Raw genomic sequence first — 20,298 nt, 5'->3', positions numbered from 1 at the left:
AAGGGCCAAAAAGTTATTAACAATTTTAGCCCAAAAATTGAAAAAAAATATCTTAAATTTTGTTAAATACTGTCCTAAGGATGGGGAGTATTATACGCCTTGCTAGTCCCTCGTATGTCAAGAGCTGAGTTAGAACAAAAAAATACAGCGTATGCTGATGCGGTTGGAGCTACTCCAAGTGCTCAGAACGGTGCGTTAGTGTTTGTTAATGGTTTAGGCGGTACGGGAGCTGGTAAAACAGTAAATGTTACTGCAACTGGATTTTATTACTATGACGGTACTACAGGTAATAATGTTTGGAAACCTGTAGGTGGTGGAGGTAGCAGTACTGACACAAGTATCTATTTAAATGATGGTACATTGGGAGGTCCTAGAATTGTTAATCAGGCAAATAATAACTTAACTTTTACTACAGGTACTGCAAAAACAATTATCAATGGTAGTTTCCAAACACAGGGTGGTGTTTATAATACCAGCGTAAGAACTTATACAGGTTCAACGAATGTTACATGGACTGCAAGTGATTATTTTGTAGTTCTTACTAATCCTGCTATCTCTGGACAATTAGCTTTACCTAGCCCGACTGGTGCAAATGCAGGTAGAGTTTTATGTATAAGAAATAATACAGGTGTTGCTGTTGCTCCTACAAATGCTGATGGGGTTGCTTGGCCGCTGAACTTTGCTAACCTAACTGTAGGTTCTGGTGTAATGTTTATTTCTGATGGTACTAACTGGTGGAATGCTGCAAGTAGATAATAAATTAATAATTTTAATAAAATACAATATACAATGAAAAATATATTTAGATCTGTAGTAGCACTTTCCCTTGTGACTATTGGGTTCGCTTCCTTATCAGCTCAGGTATCAAGTAATGGTGTCGTAGTTAATAATACAGTAGGAGAGAATCCTTTTTTTGATGCTTCTACAAACTTTGATACTGCATCTACTGGTACTCCTAATAACGTAGGTAAAGGTTTGTATTTTCCTACAACAAATTTGACAACATGGACATTCAAAACTGCCAACATGGATGGGATAACCTATCCAACAGCGTTTGATGGAATGATTGTATATAATGGCGCTACTGGTAACACAGTTTCTGGACAAGGTGTACAGGTTGCTGTAACTCCTGGATTCTATTATTTCTCTAACCCTGGGCAATCTACAAGTATTGCTAATGGTAGATGGCTACCAATGGGTGGAGGTTCTCCTAAATTTGATGTAACTACCGCGGCTGCCGGAACTGCTACTAATACATTGGTAGCCGGTGCTCAGGTTTATGCAATAAAAGGACAATTTACAACTACAGCGGGTAGTACTGCTGTTACAATTACTCCACCAACCGGTATTACATCTATGTATGGTATTACTATCTATAAAAAAGCTGGTGTAGGTACAGGTAACGGTAACAAAGTAGTTTATGCAAGAGATTTATATTCGTATGATATAGCTACTGGTGCAGCTGTTACAGGTTCTCAGAGTATGTCAGTTGTTTATCCTCAGGATACTTATGAATATATACTAGAATACTTAAAATAAGATAACAAACTTATATAATCAAAACCAATGAGCAATCATTGGTTTTTTGTTTTATAATATATTATTAATACTCTTTGAGTCTAGAAAAGCGAAGCAGCATTAAGAGATCTTTTGGTATTTGATTTGATTGTAAAATAAGAAGAAATGATGTTTTATTTGGAAAAATAGCTAAGGTGATCTTTAATTAACTTATTAAGCCTTAAAAATCATTGTTAAAATATAACATATGAATATGCTTAATAATTATAAATGCTCCTTCTAAAACTCTTTAGTGCGGTTTAATATCTTAAAGTTTTTATTTTTTTAAATTGATTTATGCTTTTAAATTAAATTTCAATAAATGATTAAAATATTGATTTTCAACCATTTATTAAACTCTAATTTTGAATTTTTTTAAGAATAAGTTAATTATCTTAACTTTTAACTTGTTTTTTTAACGTTTTTTAACACTACTATCTAAAGCCCCTGTTAATAGGAACTTACAGGCTTTGTTAACATATAATTTTGTTTTCGTTAACGGTTTTTAACATATGGAGTGGGGACTTTAGAACATTCCTTATACTTTTGCTCCGTCAAAACCAATAAAATTCAAGATGATGAAAAGATTCATTCTCGTAATCATAATGATGATTTCAACCCTAGGTGTTTATTCTTTTACAAATAACGCCTCAGATGCGAAGAAAACAAGTTATGCATCGTACTACCACGATAAATTTAACGGTAGAAAAACAGCAAGCGGAGAGATCTTTAGTAATTCAAAGTTCACCGCTGCAAACAGAACGCTTCCGTTTGGTACTAATATTAAAGTTACCAATCTGAACAATGGAAAACAGGTAATAGTAAGGATTAATGATAGAGGACCTTTCCATTCATCAAGAGCATTAGATATTTCTAAGGCCGCGTTCGATGAAATCGGAGACATCAGTCATGGTACCATTCCGGTTGAATATGAAATTGTCGACTAAATTTATGATTTAAATTAAAAGCCAGCTGTATCAGCTGGCTTTTGTTGTTTTATATATTTACTTCCAGTAATGCTGGACAATGGTCGGAATGTACCGCTTCCTTTAAAATGACCGCCCGTGAGAGCTTATCTTTCAAAGTATAGGTTGCAAAATTATAATCCAATCGCCAGCCTTTGTTATTAGCTCTGGAATTCTGTCTGTAGCTCCACCAGGTATAATTGTCCGGTTCATTATTGAAAAAGCGGAAACTGTCAATCAGCTCACATTCTTCAATGAAGCTGGTCATCCATTCCCTTTCCATCGGAAGGAACCCGGAAACATTCTTTAAGCGGACCGGATCATGAATATCGATAGCCTGATGGCAAATATTGAAATCACCGGAAATAATAAGGTTGGGAATCGTTTTTCTCAGCTCTTTTATGTAAACCAGGAAATCATGGCAGAACTGCATTTTAAACTCCAGCCTGTCAATATTACTGGCGGAAGGTACATACACTGAAATAACAGAATATCCGTCAAAATCCGCACGGATGATCCTGCCTTCATTATCGTAGCTTTCAATACCACATCCATATTCAATATGATTGGGTTTGATTTTTGACGCAATTCCGACGCCACTATAGCCTTTTCTTACCGCAGAGTGCCAATAACTGTGATAACCATTTTTTTCAAGACTTTCAATATCTATCTGGTCGTTTCCGGCTTTACTTTCCTGGATACAGATAATATCCGGATCGGCAGTCTTCAGCCAGCCCAGAAAATCTTTCGTAAAGGCAGCTCTGATTCCGTTAACATTATACGTGATTAACTTCATGAGTTTTGGATAAAAAATTTAAAATGTTCGTTATATTTTGATGGAATAAATTCTGTGATTTCATAATCAGCTATCTGATGGATATAAAAAGGATCTTCCTTAATAATCTCTTCAACCTCATTTCTGGAAGAAGCGTTTGCAAGTATGGTTCCTCCAATTCTTGGCTCTTTTCTGCCCGAAGCGATAAAGTTTCCGGAACTGTAATATTTGTCAAGAAAATCATTGTGTTCCGGAATAAAACGCTCCACATTTTCGAGGGCTGTTTTATAGGTAAGCGAAATAATAAACATCGTTTTTTTGCTAAGATATGAACTCTTTAAGACTATTAAAAGCGGTTGTAAAAAAAAGAAGCGGCAAAAATCATTCGATTTTTGCCGCCTTGAACCCAAAATTTTAAATAAACTATGAAAAAAACTACTTGGGTTCTAAAATGCTGATAGGAATAATACATTCTTCCAGTGAAATTCCTCCATGCTGGTAAGTTTCTTTATAGTAATTCACAAAGTGATTGTAATTTTTAGGATACGCCAGGAAAATATTATTTTTTGCGAAAATATATTTTGAGCTTAGATTTCCTTTTGGCAGAAACAGCTTTTCCGGGTTGGTAACGGCCCATACATCGCTGTCATCATATGTTAAGCTCTTTCCTGTTTTATAACGGATATTGGTTGATGTTTCACGGTCACCCACTACCTTGCTCGGCTTTTTAACATATACCGTTCCGTGGTCTGTGGTGATCACAAGCTTATAACCGTTTTCTGCTGCTGCTTTAATGATTTTTAATAATGATGAATTTTCAAACCAGTTAAAAGTAAGGGATCTGAACGTTTTATCATCGCGGATCAGCTGGTCTACAATATGATTGTCTGTTTTCGCATGAGAAAGAATATCAATAAAGTTGTAGACAATTACCAGAAGATCATTGTTTTTATGCTGGTTAAAATCATCATAGATCTTTCGCTCGAAATCCGCATTCAGGACTTTAAGGTACTTCATAGATTTTGATCCCAAACCGATTCTTTTCATCTGGTCTTCCAGGAAATCGCGTTCAAATTCATTCTTATTCCCTTCTTCATTATCGTTGAACCATTTATCCGGAAAACGCTTCTCAATTTCAGACGGCATCAATCCTGCAAAGAAAGAGTTTCTTGCATATTGCGTAGCTGTAGGAAGAATACTGTAATAATAATCTTCCGAAATTTTATTGTAGTATTTCGTGAACAGAGGCTCAATAACTTTCCACTGGTCAAAACGGAGATTATCCACCATAAGAAGAAGAACTTTTTCTTTTTCTACTTCAGGTTTTATTTTTTCCTTGAAAAGGGTATGGCTCATTAAAGGTTTTTCCGGATCTGTGAGCCAGTCCTCATAATTTTTTTCAATGAATTTGGCGAACTGTATATTGGCTTCTTCTTTCTGAGACTGCAGAAGATCGGAAAATTCGTTATCCGCTACCTTATCAAATTTAATTTCCCAGCTCAGTATCTTTTTATAATATTCTGCCCATTCCTGGTAAGTTCTGATATAAGAAAGCTCCATAGACAGGTTTCTGAACTCCTGTTGGTACTGAAGAATTGTTTTCTGCTCTACAAGATTGTCCTCCTGCAGGTTCTTTTTTAATGATAATAAAATCTGGTTAGGATTTACAGGTTTTAGAATATAGTCAGCAATCTGAGATCCGATGGCTTCCTCCATAATATGTTCCTCTTCACTTTTTGTCACCATTACGATCTTTAAGGAATTGTCTTTTTCCTTGATCATCGGAATGGCTTCCAACCCCGAAATGCCGGGCATATTTTCATCAATAAGCGTTAATGCAAATTTCTCTGAATCCATAAGTTCCAGAGCTTCATTCACATTGTTAACAGGCGTTACCTGGTACCCTTTTTTTTCTAAAAATACGATATGGGGTTTGAGTAAATCTATTTCATCATCTATCCATAATATCTTTTCCGACATAATTTATTTTTTTACATGGTTATAGCATCAAAATGTTGACCAATTCTTTTTAAATTCTCACAAATTAGAGACTTCAAAAGTTAAATATTAGTTAAATGAAAACCCAGTTCATTATTACTGATATTCAATTCGTTCAAAAACCGGTCTTTATATAATACAAAGCTCTTTCAAGAACTTCATCCTTTCCCTCCTGTATGCCTTTTACAGTAGGTTTTATTATAATATCAGGAATAATTCCGATTCTTTGCGTTTCCTTTCCGTCGGGATAATACGCTCCAAGCCCTGTGAAGCATGTATCCAGATCCGCAATTTTAAATCTTATAATATCACCGTTCGCGCCTGAAGTGTTGCTTCCTATTACTTTGGCTTTAGGGTGCTGCTTAAACATCATAGTGGTGGTTTCTGCCTGGCTCTGGGTATTTTCATCCACCAGAACCACAACATTTCCTTTATAGTAATCCGGATTCTTTCTCCCGATGCTGTTTTTTGCGCTATAAAATTTACTCAAATAATCCGTCTCAGGAAAATTAAATTGATAATAAATTGATTTTTCCGGCAGAAGCATCCTGCTTAAAGGGAAAATAGTCTGTTTGGGATAATTCCTTAGATCAAAAATAATTGACGCTGCAGATTTTAAATCCCTGTACATATCGTCCAGATCACCTTTTTCAATAATACCCATGTTTACGTACCCTGTTTTTTTATCAGGATCCAGAAATTGCCACTTTTGCTGAACAGCAGGTTTTTCACGGGTAATATCCTTAAGAAGATAGGTTTTGGCTGTAACGGCCAGGTTTTGTCCGCCCCGTTCTATTTTCAGGGTGATAGAATCATGATTACTGAAAAGAAAAAGACTTTTCACTTTTGCGATCTTTCCCCACGAATTGGAAGCAGGCACAAACTTTCCGAAACTGTTAACCATCTGGGGAATCGTCCGGCCATTGATATCATAAATTACATCACCGGTTTTTAAAGGTATTTCTTCGCTGAATTTATTTTCAAGGATTTTTGTTACTACTAATTTTCCCTCCGCATAAGCGTATTCTACGGGAACCTTTCTTCTTCCGTACAGATTGGCATTAATCAGAGGTGAATATAAAAAGGCGTGGGAATCATCTGTTTTTGTTACCAATTCGGCAAGTGCCAGGTGATAATTTTCATCGTTATCAACCTTTAAGAATTTCGGAACCATTTCCGTTAAAACATCATTCCAGTTCTGATCCGTCTGATATTTGTAAGGAAAAAAATATTCCACGAAATTCCAGTATCTGAACAGTTCAAGAAGAACCGTATTTTTTGATGTAAACTTTGAACCATAAGAATTTTCATTCCTGAAATACACTTTTTTTCCACCGGTCCCTAAATAATGATTACTGCCAAGATTCCGGTTGTTTTGAATAAAAACAAGCTGGCTGCTTACTTTTTCAGTGAAAATATGCCTGTTATTAATCCAGCTCAGATCAAAATTTCTGGAAAAATAAGTTTTCCCTTTATTTTCTTTTGAACATTTTTTACACTCATCAACTTTTCCAAGACTGCTGATCCAGTTAAAATATAGCTCATTCAGTTGGTTTTTATCCCGGATATTGTCAAGCTCATCAATTTTCTCAACAAGTTGCTTATCCCAATCAAAATCTCCTTTTGCAGCATGAGGATGATAGTACTTTAAAAATCCCCATACCTTACACAGCGATTCCAGCTTTTGTATTTCCGATAGAACCTGCGCAGAAAAATGTAAACTAAAAAAAAGCAGGATAAAAAGAGAAATTTTTCTCATTAAATACAAACATTATTTATACAATCAAAGATATATTTTTAAACAGAAAATAACTGCAAACATCAGTGTAAATCTGTGTAATTTGTGGTTAAAAAAAAATAAAACACAAATTTTAAATACATTTACAAATTATGCAGTGTTTTGAAAGGTTTAAATTCTTTAACAGCAATGTATCATCCTTAAAATTTAAAATCCCTAACTTTGTTTACTAATACCAAAGTTTCAATGCAGAATAAGCTAAAGATCATCAACGACCCCGTTCATGGTTTCATCAGGATCCCACACGAAATTTTATTTGACGTTATAGAGCACCCTTACTTTCAGAGATTACGCAGAATCGGGCAGACCGGGCTTCTCAACCTGATATTTCCAGGAGCTACTCATACAAGATTTCATCACGCACTAGGAGCGATGCATCTCATGTTTACCGCATTGGAAACCCTTCGCCAGAAAGGAGTGAAGATTACAGAAGAGGAAGAAAAAGGAGCTATGCTTGCCATCCTGATGCATGATATCGGGCACGGACCCTTCTCGCATGCATTGGAAAATATGCTGATGGACGATTGGCATCATGAAAAACTTTCCCTGTTACTGATGAATAAACTAAATGAAGAATTTGATGGTCAGCTTTCCATAGCCATTGAAATGTTCCAGGGAAAATATCACAGAAAGTTTTTCAACCAGCTTATTTCTTCCCAGCTTGATGTGGACAGGCTCGATTATCTCAACAGAGACAGTTTTTTTACCGGGGTTTCAGAAGGAAATATCAATACCCAAAGAATCATCTCCATGATGAATGTCTGCAGTGAAGGTGAGCTGGTGATTGATGCCAAAGGTGTTTATTCCATCGAAAACTTTCTGACTGCAAGAATGTTCATGTACTGGCAGGTATATTACCATAAAACCTCGGCATTGGCGGAATTTCTTTTGGTTAAAATTCTGGAAAGGGCAAAATACCTTATTTCTGAGGGAATGGATCTGCCGGCAGGAGAGAATTTAAAATACTTTCTGAACCGTGGAAAAAGCTCTGCTACCGATGAAGATATTTACAGATTTACACAACTGGATGATAATGATATAATTCATGCCATGAAATCTTGGCAGGATTCGGAAGACTTTATTCTTTCCTATTGGTGCAAATCTGTGATCCAGAGAAACCTGCCGAAAACCATAATTTCAACCCGTTCTTTTAAACGGAAATTCATTGAGGAAAAAGTAAAAAACACCAATGAATTTTTCGGAATCGATAATGGAGGAGAGCTTGTACACGAAATTAAGAGGAAATTACTGCCTTATGATACTAAAAAACAACCAATCTACCTGCTTCAGAAAAACGGTAAAAAGATAAGGCTGGAAGAGTCGCAGGACCAGTTGCTGTCCGGACTTATGGTACATAAGACAACCCGGTATATCCTTACCTTTCCGAGGGAAATTTCCCAGATAATTTCTTAAATAATCTTAAAATTCACGTTCCTAAAATCAAAAAATGTTTGCGAATTACAGAATTTCTTATCTTTGCAGAATATGGAATTTACAGCTTCGCAAATTGCAAGTTTTATTGACGGACAAATAATAGGCGACGAAAGTACGGTTATTACAGGGGTTTCACCAATTGAAAGTGGTGAATCAGGACATCTTTCTTTTATAGCACAGGATAGATTTTCCCATTTTTTAGATACCTCAAAATGCTCCGTTATTATTGTTTCGGAAAAACTTATAGATAAAGTTAATTATAATCCTACCTTAATTGTTGTAAAGGATGCATACCTTTCTTTCCAGATTCTGATGAATCTGTACCAGGAAATGCAGGGAAGAAAAGAAGGAATTGAAACGGGTTCCTCTATTCATGACACTGCCGTGATTGGTGAAAAGGTGTATATCGGTGCATTTACTTATGTTTCGGAGAAAGCCAAAATCGGGGAAGGTTCACAGATTTATCCGCATGTATATATCGGTAAAGGAGTTAAGATTGGTAAAAACTGTAAAATCGACAGTGGTGCCAGAATCTACGACTACTGCATTATCGGGGATAATTGTGTCATTCATTCCAATACCGTTGTAGGCGGTGACGGATTTGGTTTCCAGCCTACAGCAGAAGGATTCAAAAAGATCCCTCAGCTGGGCAACGTAATTATTGAAGACGATGTAGAGATCGGTTCGAACTGTAGTATCGACAGAGCTACAATAGGTTCCACCGTTATCGGAAAAGGAACAAAGATCGATAACCTGATCCAGATTGCCCACAACGTGAAAATCGGACAGAACAACGTCATTGCCGCACAGGCCGGAATTGCAGGATCTACTACCATCGGGGACTGGAACCAGATTGGCGGACAAGTAGGTGTGGTAGGCCATATCAAAATTGGTAATCAGGTCAAGATTCAGGCCCAGAGTGGTGTGAATTCCAGCGTTAATGATAAAGAAACATTGTACGGATCCCCGGCGATAAGCTACAATGACTATCTTAGAAACTATGTCCATTTCAGGAATTTTACTGAAATTGTAAAGAGAATAAATAATCTTGAGGATATCTCAAAAGATAAAACTAATGAGTGATATGCAAAAAACACTCCAGGAAGAAGTAACGCTTTCTGGAATTGGCCTTCATACGGGTAAAGAAGTAAAACTTACCATCAAACCTGCAAAAGAAAATACAGGTTTTGTGTTCGTAAGAACAGATCTGGAGGGACATCCTCAGGTAGAAGCTGATGTTAATTATGTAGTAGCCACAGAAAGAGGAACAACATTAGAGAAATTAGGTGTAAAGATCACTACCTGCGAGCACCTTTTGGCCGCATTGGTAGGATGTGATATTGATAATGCCATTCTGGAAATGGATGCTTCTGAACCTCCTATTTTAGACGGATCTTCGAAATTCTTTGTTGAAGCTATCGAAAGTGTTGGAATAGCAGAACAGAATATCGCCAGAGAATATCTGGTAATAAAAGAAGTCCTGAGCTATGCAGACCCTGCATCAGGATCAGAAATTACAATCATTCCTTCAGATACCTACGAAGTAACTACCATGGTGGATTTTGGAACCAAAGTATTGGGAACCCAGAATGCCACCCTTAAAAATATTTCAGAATTTAAAGACGAAATCTCCTCTGCAAGAACATTCAGCTTCCTGCATGAACTGGAAATGCTTCTGGATCACGGATTGATCAGAGGTGGAGATATTTCTAATGCAATCGTTTATGTAGACAAGGACCTTACACCTGATACTACAGAAAAACTGAAAAAAGCGTTTGGAAAAGATAATGTTTCTATCAGACCTAACGGTATTTTAGATAACCTTACCCTAAACTATCCTAACGAAGCCGCAAGACACAAATTGCTTGATGTAATTGGTGATCTGGCATTGGCAGGTGTAAAAATAAAAGGTAAAGTAATTGCAAATAAACCCGGTCACTTTGTGAACACCCAATTTGCGAAAAAACTGAACCGTCAGTGGAAACTTCAGAAAAAGAAAAACGTACCTGATTTCGACCTTACCAAAGAACCTGTTTTCGATATCAACGGAATTATGCGTCTTATGCCGCACAGACCTCCGTTCTTATTGATTGATAAAATTCTTGAACTTTCAGATTCTCATGTGGTAGGTTTGAAAAATGTAACCATGAATGAGCCTTTCTTCGTTGGACACTTCCCTAAAGAGCCCGTAATGCCTGGAGTACTTCAGGTAGAAGCACTGGCCCAGACAGGAGGTATCCTTGTACTGGCAAGCGTTCCGGATCCTGAAAATTATTCCACTTATTTCATTAAAATTGATAAAGTAAAATTCAAGAGAAAAGTAGTTCCCGGTGATACTATGATTTTCAAAATCGAACTCATAGAGCCTATCAGAAGAGGTATCGTTCATATGCAGGGATACGGATATGTTGGAGACACTGTAGCGGTAGAAGCAGAATTAATGGCTCAAGTTGCAAAAAATAAAGTTGATTAAATGATTCATCAATTAGCAGCCGTAGATAAACGTGCGAAAATCAGCAAAAATGTTATTGTAGAACCATTTACTACAATTGCAGGAGATGTGGAAATAGGAGAAGGAACATGGATCGGTTCTAATGTTACCATCATGGATGGTGCAAGAATCGGGAAAAATTGCAGAATTTTTCCCGGAACTGTAATTTCTGCAATTCCCCAGGACCTTAAATTTGATGGTGAAGATACACAGACAATCATTGGTGATGACACTACTATCAGAGAATGTGTTACCGTGAACAGAGGTACAAAAGCTTTAGGATTTACAAAAATAGGTAAGAACTGCCTTATTATGGCTACTTCACATATTGCTCATGACTGTGTAATCGGAGACCACGTTATTATTGTAAATGGCTGCGGTATTGCAGGACACGTGGAAATTGGCGATTATACCGTAATGGGAGGTCTTAGTGCTGTTCACCAGTTTGGTAAAATCGGTAAGCATGTGATGATTTCAGGAGGTACTTTGGTAAGAAAAGACATTCCGCCTTACGTAAAAGTAGCAAGAGAGCCTATGTCCTATGCCGGAATTAACTCAGTAGGTTTGAGAAGAAGAGGATTTACCAATGAGAAAATCTTTGAAATCCAGAAAATCTACAGAGCCATCTTCCAGATGAAGATGAATGTTTCCCAGGCCATTTCACACATTGAAAAAGAAATGCTGCCAACCGCTGAAAGAGATGAAATCCTTCAGTTTATCCAAAACTCACCTAGAGGTATTGTAAAAGGATACGGAACAGGAAAAGAAAGCAACTAAAAAGTAAAAAGACGGATAGCTTATTCGTTTTAAAAATTAAAATAAAAAGATAACATATATTAATGGCAACAAGTAACGATATAAGAAAAGGACTTTGCATTGAATTTAGCAATGATATTTTCAAAGTAATTGAATTTCTTCACGTAAAACCAGGGAAAGGACCTGCTTTTGTAAGAACAAAATTAAAATCAGTAACCAACGGGAAAGTATTGGATAACACTTTTTCTGCAGGTCACAAAATTGATGAAGTAAAGGTAATTACTAGAAAATTCCAATATCTTTACGATGATGAGAATGGATTCCACTTCATGAATAATGATGATTTCTCCCAGCTTTATCTTAATAAAGAAATGATTGAAAATTCCCAGTTTATGAAAGCTGGCGAGGAAGTTACAATCATTTTGAAAGAAGTTGATGAAACACCACTTTCTGCCGAACTTCCACAGTCCGTTTATTTGGACGTTATCGAAGCTGATCCGGGAGTAAAAGGAAATACAGCTACCAACGCTCTTAAAAACGCAATCGTTGAAACAGGAGCAAGAGTAATGGTTCCTTTGTTTATTGAACCGGGAGACAGAATCAAAGTAAGCACGGAAGACGGTTCTTACTTAGAAAGAGTAAAATAATAATTAAATTTACAACAATTCGGTTTGCACCAGCAGTCCGAATTTTGTTTTTATAAGAAAATCAATTGTTATGAGATTCCACTCTCCACAAAAGCTCAAAACTATTGCCGATTTAATAGGCTCGGAATTTGTTGGTCCCGAAGACTTTGAAGTACTTGGAACCAATGAAATCCATATGGTTAAACCAGGTGACATTGTTTTTGTCAACCATCCGAAATATTATGATAAAGCATTAAATTCTGCTGCAACAATCATTCTTATTGACAAAAAAGTAGAATGCCCTGAAGGAAAAGCGCTTTTAGTTTCTGATGACCCTTTCAGAGATTTCAATAAGATCAATACCCATTTTACGAGAATCTATAATTTTACAGAAGAACTTCATGATGCTGAAATTGGTGAAGGAACAAGGATTCATCGTACCGCAGTGATTGGAAACAATGTGAAAATCGGAAAAAACAGCCTTATCTTTCCCAACGTTGTAATCGGGGACAGAACCGAAATCGGGGATAATGTCATTATTCAGGCAAATACCGTTTTAGGAGGCGATGCTTTTTATTACAGAAAATTAAATGGCAATTTCGACCGTTTGATCTCCGTAGGAAATGTTGTGATTGAAAATAATGTAGAAATCGGGAACGGCTGTACAATCGACAGAGGAGTTACTGATTCTACGGTTATTGGTGAAGGTTCTGTTTTGGATAATCAAATTCAGATAGGCCACGACACGGTTATCGGGAAAAAATGTCTGATTGCATCACAGGTGGGAATTGCAGGATGCTGTGTTATAGGAGATGAAGTAACACTTTGGGGACAGGTCGGCATCGCTTCCGGTAACAAAATTGAAAGCGGATCTGTTATTCTTGGTAAAACAGGAGTGAACAGAGATCTTAAAAAAGGAACCTACATTGGAATGTTTGCAGAAGATTTCAAAGGCTACTTAAAAAAAGAAGTAAAGCTGAGAAATCTCAAATAAACTATTCACTTGGTTTTGTCTGAAATCAAAGAAAAATAAGTAAATTTGTGAGCATTAATAAAATAGTTAAATAAATTAAAACATCAATAAAATGTCAATTTTAGTAAACAAAGATTCTAAAGTAATTGTACAAGGATTTACAGGGAACGAAGGTACTTTCCATGCGGGCCAGATGATTGAATACGGAACCAACGTAGTAGGAGGGGTTACTCCGGGAAAAGGAGGGTCTGAGCACTTAGGAAAGCCTGTATTTAATACAGTGGCTGATGCTGTTCAAAAAGCTGGAGCAAACGTAAGTATCATTTTCGTACCACCTGCATTCGCTGCTGATGCAATCATGGAGGCTGCTGAAGCAGGTATCAAAGTTATCGTATGTATTACTGAAGGTATTCCTGTAGCGGATATGGTAAAAGTAAAATCTTACATCGCCGACAGAGACTGCAGATTAATCGGTCCGAACTGTCCGGGAATCATTACTTCTGAAGAAGCTAAAATTGGTATTATGCCAGGATTCGTTTTCAAAAAAGGTAAAGTAGGTATCGTTTCAAAATCAGGTACCCTTACTTACGAAGCTGCTGACCAGGTTGTAAAAGCCGGTTACGGTGTTTCTACAGCAATCGGTATCGGTGGTGACCCAATCATTGGAACTACTACAAGAGAAGCTTTGGAATTATTCATCAACGACCCTGAAACTGAAGCGGTTGTAATGATCGGTGAGATTGGTGGTGGATTAGAGGCTGAAGCTGCAAGATGGTACAAAGCTAGCGGATCTACCAAGCCGGTTGTAGGATTTATCGCCGGACAAACTGCTCCTAAAGGAAGAACTATGGGACATGCAGGTGCTATTGTAGGAGGTGATGAAGATACGGCTCAGGCAAAAATGCAGATCATGAAAGATAACGGAATCAACGTTGTAGATTCTCCTGCAGATATCGGTGCTACAGTTGCAAAAATTCTAGGATAATAAGCTATACAAAAACAAAACATATGAAAAAACTTTTATTAACCTCAGCATTGACCCTTTCAACTCTGTCTTTTGCCCAGATTGACTTTGCAAATACAAGATTTGGTGTCACAGCAGGTGGTAACTATTCCAGAGTAAGGAATGCCCATAACCCTTCTGGTCCAAGATATGCATTCCAGGGCGGAGCATTGGCTCTTATCCCGATTGGAAAGGCAAACCAGTTCTTTTTACAGCCGGAAGTTGTGTATTACGGTGCAGGAGAAACCGGAAAAGATAAGGAAGCCAAAGGAAAAGACGGTTATGATGCAGTATATGGTAACAATTATCTGAGCGTACCGGTTTATTTTAAAGGATATTTTTCCGAAGCAGAATCGGAATTCTTTGGAATGATAGGACCGAGATTTAACTTTCTGATGAGTCAGAACGTTAAAAATGCTCCGGTAAGCAGACCATACTATGATCCGGATGTTACCGATCCTTTATACCCGGGCGTAAGTGGAAAAGCTTCCAGCTTTAACTTTGCCATTGGATTAGGAGTAGGATACAGCTATAAGAGACAGCTGGAATTAGCTCTTAAATATGACTTAGGTCTTACAGATACCTACCCTGATCTCGCAAAAGAAAAAGGAGGTACTACCAAAGGTAAGTCTGAGCAGGTGATCAGCCTAAGCTTAAGCTATATTTTCAAATAGAATAACGAAAATTATTCAACTATAAAAAAATCCCGGAAATTTTAATTTCCGGGATTTTTTGTTTTTATGTTATTGTCCTTCGATACAGGAGCAAGTATTAATAGATTCCAGTCTTGGATCTTTGTTTCAGACCAAAAGAGCAATCAGAAGAAATAATTAGATATTTTTCTATCCTCTGATCCATTTCCATATCTCCTTCAAAGTAGCCTTATTTCCATACATTAAAATCCCTACACGGTAAATTTTTCCGGCCAGGAATATCATAAGAACAGTAGTTCCCAGTAATAATGCAATAGACAGAGCAATCTGCCATGCAGGAACACCAAAAGGTATTCTGGCAATCATTGCAACCGGGGACGTAAACGGGATAATAGACAGCCAGAAGCCCAACGGGCCGTCAGGATTGTTCATCAAAGAAAAACTGCCGTACATTCCCAAACTAAGCGGTAAAATAGCAAATAAAGTGAACTGCTGGGTCTCCGTCTCATTATCTACTGCAGAGCCAATGGCCGCATAAATTGAGCTGTAGAAAATATATCCCAAAAGGAAAAATACAATGAATACGAAAATAATCAATGGGAAATTCAGTTCTAAAAGACTGTGCGAAACCTGAGTGGCAATCTGAGTGATATCCAGTTTGCTTGCCAGCTCTTCATTACCACCAGGAATGTTTTTCTGGAAAGATGAAAACCCGGTATTCAAGACCAAAGCTCCTATAACAGACATCGTGATCCAGATCACGAACTGCGTCAGAGCAACAAGAGTTACCCCTAATATTTTACCCATCATCAGCTCAAAAGGCTTGACAGATGAAATAATAATCTCTACCACACGGTTGTTCTTCTCTTCAAGAACACTTCTCATCACCCTTACTCCATAAATAATGATAAACATAAACGTTACATACATCAAAAGGATGCTTAAACCGCTTTTTACACCAAAAGCAAGATCAGAATCCTCTTTATTGTTATCGGAAACATTAATAGTCTTTAAAGTAAACCCTTTATCAAGACTGTTCAGCTGGATTTCTTCAATGCCAAGCTGTTTCATCTTTTCCTTTTTAATAACATCAGTAATATCAGAAACGATCTTCTGCTTCGTATCAAAGCCCATTTTAGTGTTCACAATCAGTCTTGTGCTGTTTTCAAGCTCATTATAATTATGATCCTTTAATTCAGGAAGGATTAGGATACCGTCCAGAGATTCATTGTCTTTCAGGTTATTGATCTTCGCTTTCTCGTCTGCGGCGGAAACAAATACATAATTCAGTTTGTCATTGGATTTCAGCTGGTTCGTGAAAAGTCCGCTTTTGTCTACAACCTCAATGATGCTGTGAGATTCATTAGCTTTAAACATCAGCCCGATTACAGATCCAAAAGCAACCAGCAGAAGAGGTGCGAGCAGTGTTAATATAATGAAGGATTTTTTCTTAACCTGTGTAAGAAATTCCCTTTTTGTAATTAAGAAAATATTGTTCATAAAAAATTAAGAATGGTTACTTACGGCATTAATAAACACTTCATTCATGCTTGGGATTTTTTCGTCAAATGATCTTACTTTTCCCACGTTCACAAGATCCAGAAGAATATCGTTCTGTCCGCTTTCGTTTTTCAGATCAAAAGAAACCAGATTGTTTTCATTGGAAAAGTTGAAAATCTCATGCTTTATTTTAAAATTTTCAAACTTCGTTTCATCCACTTCGGAGAGAGTGATTCCAAAAATATTCTTCTTGAATTTTTCCCTTACGTCAAAAACCTTTCCGTCGATAATTTTCTTGGAATTGTTAATCAGTGCTACATAATCACACATTTCTTCCACACTTTCCATTCTGTGGGTAGAAAGAATAATCGTAGTTCCGTTATTTTTAAGGTCGATAATCTGATCTTTAATTAAATTGGCGTTCACCGGGTCAAAACCGGAAAAAGGCTCATCCAGAATCAGAAGATGCGGACGGTGAAGAACGGTAACCACAAACTGGATTTTCTGTGCCATTCCTTTTGATAGTTCGGAAAGTTTTTTCTTCCACCACTGATCTATATTCAGCTTTTCAAACCATTTTTTTGCTTCATTTAAAGCATCGTTTTTGGTCATTCCTTTCAGTTCGCCAAAATAAAGAATCTGGTCGCCTACGCTCATGTTCTTATACAGCCCCCTTTCTTCGGGCATATAACCAATATCCCTGATATGGCTTGGATTAAGCTTGTTTCCATTGATGAATACATCCCCGGAATCTGCCTGTGTAATTTGATTGATGATACGGATAAAGGAGGTTTTTCCGGCTCCGTTCGGCCCTAGAAGACCATAAATACTGCCTTGTGGTACATGGATGCTGAAATCATCCAATGCTATTTTTTTTCCGGCACTATACGTCTTTCTGATATGTTCAGCTTTAAGCATTAAATTGTTTTTACAATGAGTCTAAAAAAGTTCTGAAAGTTACGGAATTATTAAGCCGGAATTCGTGTAAAAGAAAAAATCCTGATGATTATCAGGATTTAATTTTATTGTTTTACGATTTGAGTTACCTTTTGGGTATTATCGCTTAAGATATAGCGAATCAGATATTTTCCGGGTTTCAGCTTTTCAATATTGATCTCTCCGGAGTTCATGTTGACAGAATAGTTAGCCACCTGTGTTCCTAAAATTGAATAAAAGGTTACACTTTTGATCTTTAAAGCAGAATCTTTTGCTTTGATCAGAAGGAAATCCTTTGCAGGATTTGGGTAGGCTACCAATACACCGTCATCAGACTTCTGTGATAGGGAACCCGGCTCTCTCAGCTGTGCCTGCATATTATTGGAAAACCCAACGAAAGCGCCTAAAAATATAAATAAAAGTAAAAGTTTTTTCATCAAATTATAATTTCTCGAATGTATTAAAACAAAAATAAACAATTCTACAATTCTATACAATAGTTTTTTATATAAGTTGTAGTAAATTTGTACAAACTTATTCAAAAAGTATTCCAAAATGATACATTCAAGAAATAGAAGGCTTAGAGTTAATGAATCTATCAGAAGTCTGGTAAGAGAAAGTATTCTTACAACTGATGATTTTGTAATGCCTATCTTCGTAATGGAGGGCGAAAACCAGCAGGAGGCAATCCCGTCGATGCCGGGAATTTTCAGGAGGAGCATAGATCTGACGGTGAAGGAATGTAAAGAATTATTTTCTTTGGGCGTAAAATCTGTCAATCTGTACATGAAGGTATCAGAACATTTGAAAGACAATACCGGAAAAGAAGCCTGGAACAAGGACGGATTAATGCAGCAAACCATCAAAGCGATCAAGGATGCGGTTCCGGAAATGATCGTGATGCCTGATGTAGCCTTAGATCCTTATTCAATCTATGGCCACGATGGGATTATTGAAAACGGAAAGATTGTGAATGATGCTACCAATGATGCGCTGGCAAGAATGTCTGTATCACATGCAGAAGCAGGAGCTGACATTGTGGCACCAAGCGATATGATGGACGGAAGAGTTCTTACCATCCGTGAAGCCCTGGAAGAAAACGGATTTACAGATGTTGGAATTTTAAGCTATTCCGCAAAATATGCAAGTTCTTTCTACGGACCTTTCAGAAGCGCTCTGGACAGTGCTCCAAAAGACAGTATGGAAATTCCGAAAGATAAAAAGACCTACCAGATGGATTTCCACAATTCCCGCGAAGCTTTGAACGAAGTATTTAAAGATATTGATGAAGGTGCTGATATCATTATGATCAAACCCGGACTTCCTTACCTTGATATTGTTTCCAAAGTCCGCGAAGCTATTGATCTTCCGATAGCGGTATACAATGTGAGCGGGGAGTACGCAATGGTAAAAGCAGCTGCACAGAATGGCTGGCTGGATAATGATAAGACAATCATTGAAAGTCTGACATGCTTCAAAAGAGCCGGAGCAGATATGATTTTTACCTATTTTGCGAAGGAAGCAGCAATGATTTTAAACAAATAGAAAAAATCATCATTAAAGTAAAAAAACACCTCATTAATCTGAGGTGTTTTATTTTTATCCGAAGCATGCTGTTATTTTCTTGATGTAAATAAGTTTACATGATGTTGAAATCTTTTCCTTTGGTAAATTTTGCAGCAAAAGGAGCCTGGTTTCCTGAATACTTTAAAACAAAATGTTTCTTCGTATCCGTATCTATTTTAGCCTCCACTTGTACATCCTGTGTTTGGAAACTTACATCCAGCCCGACTCCCGATTCTTTTTCAAGAAAAATCTCTACACTTTCTGCATAGAATAGTGAGGTACTCAGATAATTGAACTTAATGTTCTTTCTGTAGGTCTTGGATTTACTTTGTGTGAACAAAGAATAACTTTTCAGAATCTCAATTCCCGGGGAATCAATATTGGTGATCCTGGATTTTGTAACACCATTTACTCTTACTGAAAAGCTTTTAGCATTTTTAATATTTCCATTCACGCCAATATTAAACAAAGACGGTAATGAAAGACCATATTCAATCATGCTGTCTTTGGTGAATTCAAAATCAGGGATCAGTGCGGGATGCTTAGGTGTATTGATAAGCTGTTCCTTTACCATATTAAGAACATCTCCCGAAAAAAGATAACCGATGAGGTTGTTTCCAGTAGTTCTCCAGTTTCTTCCGTTCCATTCGAAAATCTCGCAAAGCAGCGTGTCTGTGGATGAATGGGGCAGAAGATCCATATCCTGCCATTTAAAAACTTCTTTGGCGTAAGGTCTTCTGTCTACAATATTAATACCCAGATCCAGGGCAAGAAGATCCGTCAGGTCTTGATTATTTTCCATATTATTTTAATTCTTGATTGGGTAGTATAAAAATAGGGAAATAATATGTTACATGATAAAAGACTTAAAAAAGTTATGGAACTTAATATTTCATCTGTTTACAGCCAGCCTTTTCTTCCATAAACATACGTGTCATCAAACTGTTTATCACTCATAAACAGGTACAAAATGCCTTCAATAAAAGGAATAATAGAGGCTGCTCCAAAAGTAATGATATTTAAGACAAGCTGGATAATGCCTTCTTTGGTATAACCCAGATAGAATTTATTTAAAGCAAGCCACCCTACAAGAATTCCTAATATTGCTGCAGGAATTTTCTTTTCGGAACGGTAAGGCATATTGTTTTGTGGATTTGGATTCTGTGTACCTTCTGTTTTTGTATAACCGTAATTTTCCATTTCTTATTATTTGTAATTGATTGATTCTTTTTAATATATGTAGTTTGAAATGATAAAAAGTTACAAT

The 20,298-nt window shown here is 36.9% G+C and carries 21 protein-coding genes; 12 read left to right on the top strand and 9 right to left on the bottom strand.

The genetic code is table 11. The features are described from left to right. Positions 1-114: 114 nt before the first annotated feature. The 3 genes from HNP36_RS09865 (at position 115) to HNP36_RS09855 (ending at position 2,504) form a co-directional block, all read left to right on the top strand. Positions 115-756: a hypothetical protein gene (locus HNP36_RS09865; RefSeq protein ID WP_184157981.1), complete on the top strand. Its 642-nt coding sequence runs from the start codon at positions 115-117 to the stop codon at positions 754-756. 33 nt (positions 757-789) lie between these two features. Next, entirely contained in the window at positions 790-1,539 is a 750-nt protein-coding gene (locus tag HNP36_RS09860) for a hypothetical protein (RefSeq protein ID WP_184157983.1), read from the top strand. Between the two features lie 593 nt (positions 1,540-2,132). Continuing rightward, positions 2,133-2,504, top strand: a complete 372-nt coding sequence (locus HNP36_RS09855) for a septal ring lytic transglycosylase RlpA family protein (protein ID WP_184157985.1) — start codon at positions 2,133-2,135, stop codon at positions 2,502-2,504. A 49-nt stretch (positions 2,505-2,553) separates the two neighbouring features. Here the strand turns inward: HNP36_RS09855 and HNP36_RS09850 are convergent, their stop codons facing one another. From HNP36_RS09850 to HNP36_RS09835, 4 genes are all read right to left on the bottom strand, one after another. After that, entirely contained in the window at positions 2,554-3,318 is a 765-nt protein-coding gene (locus HNP36_RS09850) for an exodeoxyribonuclease III (protein WP_184157987.1), read from the bottom strand. Then, the gene (locus HNP36_RS09845) at positions 3,315-3,608 is read right to left on the bottom strand and encodes a YciI family protein (protein ID WP_184157989.1); all 294 of its coding nucleotides are present in this window, start codon (positions 3,606-3,608) and stop codon (positions 3,315-3,317) included. Before HNP36_RS09845 ends, HNP36_RS09850 begins: the two co-directional genes overlap by 4 nt. Positions 3,609-3,732: 124 nt before the next feature. Continuing rightward, positions 3,733-5,277, bottom strand: a complete 1,545-nt coding sequence (locus HNP36_RS09840; protein ID WP_184157991.1) for a bifunctional response regulator/alkaline phosphatase family protein — start codon at positions 5,275-5,277, stop codon at positions 3,733-3,735. Between the two features lie 133 nt (positions 5,278-5,410). After that, positions 5,411-7,054, bottom strand: coding sequence for a S41 family peptidase (locus HNP36_RS09835; protein WP_184157993.1), 1,644 nt, complete (start codon positions 7,052-7,054; stop codon positions 5,411-5,413). 225 nt (positions 7,055-7,279) lie between these two features. Between HNP36_RS09835 and HNP36_RS09830 the strand changes: the two genes are divergently transcribed. The 8 genes from HNP36_RS09830 (at position 7,280) to HNP36_RS09795 (ending at position 15,050) form a co-directional block, all read left to right on the top strand. Further along, positions 7,280-8,506 (top strand): HD domain-containing protein, encoded by a 1,227-nt coding sequence (locus HNP36_RS09830; RefSeq protein WP_184157996.1) that lies wholly within the window; start codon positions 7,280-7,282, stop codon positions 8,504-8,506. Positions 8,507-8,578: 72 nt separating this feature from the next. Further along, positions 8,579-9,610, top strand: coding sequence for a UDP-3-O-(3-hydroxymyristoyl)glucosamine N-acyltransferase (gene lpxD, locus HNP36_RS09825; RefSeq protein ID WP_184157998.1), 1,032 nt, complete (start codon positions 8,579-8,581; stop codon positions 9,608-9,610). Then, complete coding sequence (locus HNP36_RS09820) at positions 9,603-11,000, top strand: bifunctional UDP-3-O-[3-hydroxymyristoyl] N-acetylglucosamine deacetylase/3-hydroxyacyl-ACP dehydratase (protein ID WP_184158000.1); 1,398 nt, start codon at positions 9,603-9,605, stop codon at positions 10,998-11,000. Before lpxD ends, HNP36_RS09820 begins: the two co-directional genes overlap by 8 nt. Further along, entirely contained in the window at positions 11,001-11,795 is a 795-nt protein-coding gene (lpxA, locus tag HNP36_RS09815) for an acyl-ACP--UDP-N-acetylglucosamine O-acyltransferase (RefSeq protein ID WP_184158002.1), read from the top strand. It abuts the gene before it with no gap. A gap of 62 nt (positions 11,796-11,857) precedes the next feature. After that, the gene (gene efp / locus HNP36_RS09810) at positions 11,858-12,421 is read left to right on the top strand and encodes an elongation factor P (RefSeq protein ID WP_184158004.1); all 564 of its coding nucleotides are present in this window, start codon (positions 11,858-11,860) and stop codon (positions 12,419-12,421) included. A gap of 70 nt (positions 12,422-12,491) precedes the next feature. Beyond that, on the top strand, positions 12,492-13,394 hold the full coding sequence (locus HNP36_RS09805; RefSeq protein WP_184158006.1) for an LpxD N-terminal domain-containing protein: 903 nt from the start codon (positions 12,492-12,494) through the stop codon (positions 13,392-13,394). A gap of 91 nt (positions 13,395-13,485) precedes the next feature. After that, positions 13,486-14,358, top strand: coding sequence for a succinate--CoA ligase subunit alpha (gene sucD / locus HNP36_RS09800; RefSeq protein WP_184158008.1), 873 nt, complete (start codon positions 13,486-13,488; stop codon positions 14,356-14,358). Between the two features lie 23 nt (positions 14,359-14,381). Then, on the top strand, positions 14,382-15,050 hold the full coding sequence (locus tag HNP36_RS09795) for a porin family protein (protein ID WP_184158010.1): 669 nt from the start codon (positions 14,382-14,384) through the stop codon (positions 15,048-15,050). Positions 15,051-15,218: 168 nt separating this feature from the next. On the opposite strand, the gene HNP36_RS09790 is transcribed toward HNP36_RS09795, so the two are convergent. From HNP36_RS09790 to HNP36_RS09780, 3 genes are all read right to left on the bottom strand, one after another. Further along, the gene (locus tag HNP36_RS09790; RefSeq protein ID WP_184158012.1) at positions 15,219-16,529 is read right to left on the bottom strand and encodes an ABC transporter permease; all 1,311 of its coding nucleotides are present in this window, start codon (positions 16,527-16,529) and stop codon (positions 15,219-15,221) included. Between the two features lie 6 nt (positions 16,530-16,535). After that, positions 16,536-17,447 carry an ABC transporter ATP-binding protein gene (locus HNP36_RS09785; RefSeq protein WP_184158014.1) on the bottom strand — a complete coding sequence of 304 codons (912 nt, stop codon included), beginning with the start codon at positions 17,445-17,447 and terminating at the stop codon, positions 16,536-16,538. Positions 17,448-17,551: 104 nt separating this feature from the next. Beyond that, complete coding sequence (locus HNP36_RS09780; RefSeq protein WP_184158016.1) at positions 17,552-17,902, bottom strand: T9SS type A sorting domain-containing protein; 351 nt, start codon at positions 17,900-17,902, stop codon at positions 17,552-17,554. Positions 17,903-18,020: 118 nt separating this feature from the next. Between HNP36_RS09780 and hemB the strand changes: the two genes are divergently transcribed. Further along, positions 18,021-19,010, top strand: coding sequence for a porphobilinogen synthase (gene hemB, locus HNP36_RS09775; RefSeq protein WP_184158018.1), 990 nt, complete (start codon positions 18,021-18,023; stop codon positions 19,008-19,010). Positions 19,011-19,104: 94 nt separating this feature from the next. Here hemB and HNP36_RS09770 read toward each other — a convergent pair whose 3' ends face one another. Together HNP36_RS09770 and HNP36_RS09765 are read right to left on the bottom strand one after the other, a co-directional pair. Then, entirely contained in the window at positions 19,105-19,833 is a 729-nt protein-coding gene (locus HNP36_RS09770; RefSeq protein ID WP_184158021.1) for a hypothetical protein, read from the bottom strand. Positions 19,834-19,931: 98 nt separating this feature from the next. Beyond that, complete coding sequence (locus HNP36_RS09765) at positions 19,932-20,231, bottom strand: TM2 domain-containing protein (protein WP_184158024.1); 300 nt, start codon at positions 20,229-20,231, stop codon at positions 19,932-19,934. Positions 20,232-20,298: the final 67 nt, after the last annotated feature.

The sequence above is a fragment of the Chryseobacterium shigense genome (assembly GCF_014207845.1).
Taxonomy (GTDB): domain Bacteria; phylum Bacteroidota; class Bacteroidia; order Flavobacteriales; family Weeksellaceae; genus Chryseobacterium; species Chryseobacterium shigense_A.
The sequence above is the reverse complement of the archived record's forward strand: the minus strand, read 5'-3'. Positions and strand labels throughout refer to the sequence as shown.